Origin of the sequence: Brachyspira sp. (assembly GCF_050873525.1) — a bacterium.
Taxonomy (GTDB): Bacteria; Spirochaetota; Brachyspiria; order Brachyspirales; family Brachyspiraceae; genus Brachyspira.
The window spans coordinates 1-3,252 of record NZ_JBNMIZ010000261.1; the positions used below are offsets into that span (position 1 = coordinate 1).

The window sequence follows — 3,252 nt, forward strand, 5'->3', positions numbered from 1 at the left end:
CTTATACCCTATACTTATAATATAGCAAATTTTTTTCAAAAGTCAAGTATTTTTTTAATTAAATTCTATATTAAATTTATTAACAAATTAATAAAGTCATTGCGAGCCTTACACCGTAAGGCGTGGCAATCCAATTCTAATTTGATTACTTCATTTTTGGATTACTTCGGCTACGCCTCGTAATGACAGTTAAAAACATCGTCATTGCGAGATTTCGTAAGAAAGCGAAGCAATCAACTATTAATAAAGTTAAATCTTTAAAATAAAATTCTATTTTAATTGGATTACTTCGGGCTAAAGCCCTCGTAATGACAAACTATTTTTACCAAAAGAATTTTTAATATTTTCTTACTTTTCCGTTTACATCAAATACCAAATCTATATATTTAGTTTGATTATTTTCCGTATCATTTTCAATTTTAATTTCCATACTTTGCAAACTTATATCTTCGTTATTTGCGCTTCTTCCCAAAATTTCATTCGCTCTTGAAACCGTTATAATATAGGCTGAAGGATTAGCGAGTTCCGTAGAAGAATTTACTCTGACTTGAGAACCGTCATATACCAAAGCGCCTGGGTATAAATATGTCGTATAAGAACGAGTTTTTATACTAGCGTCGCTAACCTGTCCGTTTTTTACTCCGTTTATCCAATTAGTAAGTAAAGCCTGCCAAGTGCTTCCCAAACCATTAACCGATTTTAGCACTTTATTATAATCTTGAGTTTCAGTTGAAGATGCAATTCTTCTAAAAACATCGCTGCTATTTCTCTTATAAAGCCAGTTCATAAATACCGAAGCGGAAGGATAATTAACAAAACCGTAATTTGAAGGCAAATTCCAAGTATAGAAACAATAATAATCTATTTGATTAAATTCTTGGATTCTCGATTTAACCACGCTATCATCGAATAAAATAGAAGTCGATTCTGAAAGACATTCGTCAAGCCAAAGCGACATTTCTTTTCCTTTTTTTAGATAATTCACATTGAAATTGATTAAATGCTGAAATTCATGCAAAACCGTTCCCGCTATCTCCCCGGGTTTCGTATTCAAAAGATTAACATCCATATATAAAATTTCGCCGTTATTTGCGCTTCCGTAAATCAAATCGCTCGGCAAAAAATATCCCATTACTACGGAACTGCTTCTATTATTTCCATTAATATTGACAAAAATAAGTTTAATTTTTCCGTTATTGTCCATATCCGTATGTCTGCCGTAAGTATTTATCATTTGTCTATAATTATCTTCAAATTTTTGCACGACTTGTTTTATATTGTAAAGAGAATAAGTATATCCGCTTTCCACATAAACCTGCAAATTATCCGTTTTTCCAACATATTCTGTGGAAGCTTTATCGACTTTTGAACCCGAAGCCGAATATCTAATTACATAATATGAATTCTCGTCCAAAGGCTCTACAATATCCGCCCCGCATGAATTCAAAAATATACAAGAAATTACCGATAGCAGTATAAATAAATTACGAATATTTTTCATTAACAAACCTCTCTTTTTTTATTAAAATTTTTTATCAAAATTTTTTATTAATATTTTTATCAATACTTTTGAATATTTCCATTTTCATCCAAAAGTATATTAATAATTTGAGTTTCCTCTTTATTTTCTATAATATTTTGTTTCGTTCCGCTTTCTGAAGCCAAATCTACCGAACTACTAACGCTTACCGTTTTAGAAGATGTGTATGTTCCTAAAGTAGTATCTTTATTAAGAACTATAATTTTTTGACTGCCGTTATTCCCATTTGTTCGAGTAACTATATTAGAATCTGTAGTATTGCTAAAACTATTTACAACAATCATAGCGCCTGGAAATAACTTTACACTTCCAGTAGAAGATAAATTATTTGTAGCTTCTTTGTCATCTAGAGTAAGTCCGTTAGACACAATATCATCCATCCAAGTTAAAAGTAAATCCGCCCAATTGCTTATGCTGTTTAAACCCGATATGCCTTGAGCAGCGGTTAATACTTTATCATAATCAGTATTTCGCTCGGATTGTGCAATTTTTTTAAAAATATCCGAGTTCTTGCCGTTTGTATTATAAAGCCAATGCATAAATACCGAAGCGGAAGGATAATTAACCAAAGAGTTACTTTTACCGTTATTAGCAATATTATCAGTTATATCCCAAGTATAGAAACAATAATAATTTATGCCGTTAAATTCGTCTATTCGGCTTTTCGCCGTAGTTTTATTAAATAAAATAGAAGTTGATTCCGAAAGAGATTCGTTTAGCCAAGAAGACATCGCTCTTCTCTTTCCGCTCGCTACATAACTATAATTTATTAAATGCTGAAATTCATGAATCAGAGTTCCGATTAATTTGTCCGTATTGTTATTTGCGCTTTCCAAATCCATATATAAAATTTCGCCGTTATTATATCCATGCATATCGTTAGGATTAAAATATCCTAATACTTGACTTCTTCTATCAGTTTTTTTATTAATTTTCATTAACAAAATTATTATCTTTCCATTGGCGTCAATATCCGTATGTTCGCCGTAAATATTCGTCATGCTGTCGTAATAATAATCAAAGTCCTGCGCCATTTTATTCAAACCGTAAAGACTAATATCTTTTTCGCCTTTATAATCGCTTTCAAATTTAGTTTGAATATATATAGCCAAATGGTCGGTAGTTTTTATCAATTTAGCTGGAACATTAAACCATCCGTAAGTCTTGCCTTCAGATATCATTTGTCCGTAAAAAGTTTTTTCAGAGTCCAAAGTTCCTTTTGGAGCTAAATAATCTCTCAACGCGCAGGAATAAAAACTTAAAGAAAATAAACAATTTAAAAATAATATTTTCTTCATTCTATTCATAAACAATATGTTACCTCTTATTTATATTTCTATATTAATTATACTAAAAAAATAAGGTGTGGCAAGTATTTTTTTGGTATAATTAATATAAGGGTGAACAAATGACGACTCAATAAAAAGGAGGAAGATACTATGGCAAGAAAAATAAAAAATAAGGGGATAACATTAATTGCTTTAACAGTAACAATTGTTGTATTATTAATATTAGTTGGAGTAACAATATCACAAGTTACAGGAAATGGAATATTTAATTCATCAAATACAGCAAAAGATAATACGAATAAAGCAGAAGAAAAAGAGATATTAAATGTTTCCGCAATTTCTGCAATTGCAAAAAGCAGTAAAGCTAAAGTAGAAGAAGTACACTTAAAACCATATTTGGAGCGAAATATAGGTGAAGAGGGA

Annotated in this window: 3 protein-coding genes; 1 reads left to right on the forward strand and 2 read right to left on the reverse strand. The window is 30.5% G+C overall.

The annotated features are described in order from the left end of the window. Window positions 1-337 precede the first annotated feature (337 nt). Together ACR0QS_RS12235 and ACR0QS_RS12240 are read right to left on the reverse strand one after the other, a co-directional pair. Complete coding sequence (locus ACR0QS_RS12235) at window positions 338-1,501, reverse strand: hypothetical protein (protein ID WP_432633734.1); 1,164 nt, start codon at window positions 1,499-1,501, stop codon at window positions 338-340. Window positions 1,502-1,560: 59 nt separating this feature from the next. After that, window positions 1,561-2,847, reverse strand: coding sequence for a peptidase M30 (locus ACR0QS_RS12240; RefSeq protein WP_432633735.1), 1,287 nt, complete (start codon window positions 2,845-2,847; stop codon window positions 1,561-1,563). A 132-nt stretch (window positions 2,848-2,979) separates the two neighbouring features. Here ACR0QS_RS12240 and ACR0QS_RS12245 point away from each other — a divergent pair. Then, on the forward strand, window positions 2,980-3,252 hold a 273-nt coding region (locus ACR0QS_RS12245), incomplete at its 3' end, for a hypothetical protein (protein ID WP_432633736.1).

Excerpts from the sequence above, each read along its gene's own strand:
- ACR0QS_RS12240 (WP_432633735.1), bottom strand. The coding sequence starts at position 2,847 with ATGAATAGAATGAAGAAAATATTATTTTTAAATTGTTTATTTTCTTTA.
- ACR0QS_RS12235 (WP_432633734.1), bottom strand. The coding sequence starts at position 1,501 with ATGAAAAATATTCGTAATTTATTTATACTGCTATCGGTAATTTCTTGT.